The organism is Acinetobacter sp. 1566109, from assembly GCF_000582255.1.
Classification (GTDB): domain Bacteria; phylum Pseudomonadota; class Gammaproteobacteria; order Pseudomonadales; family Moraxellaceae; genus Acinetobacter; species Acinetobacter nosocomialis.
Window position 1 is genome coordinate 1 of the sequence record NZ_JEYB01000229.1, and the last position, 503, is coordinate 503.

1 protein-coding gene is annotated in these 503 nt (G+C 37.2%); it reads right to left on the reverse strand.

Annotated features, from left to right (window positions below; translation table 11 throughout):
- On the reverse strand, positions 1-150 hold a 150-nt coding region (locus tag J582_RS26690; RefSeq protein WP_032049025.1), incomplete at its 3' end, for a TetR/AcrR family transcriptional regulator.
- Between the last annotated feature and the right edge of the window lie 353 nt (positions 151-503).

A 503-nucleotide genomic window follows, 5' to 3' on the forward strand; every position in this document is an offset into this window, starting at 1 on the left:
GTGAAAATAATTATAAAACGTCATTTTATTCACTTCGGTTTCTTTCACAATTTTGTCGACACCGACCATGTGAAATCCACCGTGATGGAACAGATTTATTCCTTTTTTTACAACTTCTAAAGCACGTGTTGGGAGAATTAAATTTGGCATAGTTTTACCGTTATAAAATAAGTTTTTGTTGTATATAAATGAGTTAAAAAAATCTGTGCCCTTTTTGGGAGAAAAAAAGGCGCAGCAAAACCCATAAAGACTGTGCTTGGCACATCTCGAGTTTTATAGTTGCTAAGTTTTTGGTCGTGACGATTTAAAGCTTGATAAACCTAATGGCGATCAAACTCGTTAATAAACTAAGTTGTGTTGTTATAGCTTTTGGCAAAGGCTGCCAACAAATAATGGATGTGCAAAGCCGACTCCTTTTTATTGGGAGTTCTGCCAGACATTAAAATTATGGTGGCAGAACGAAAAGGGGTTGACGGACTGGTCATAGAGCCAGCACACCCGAA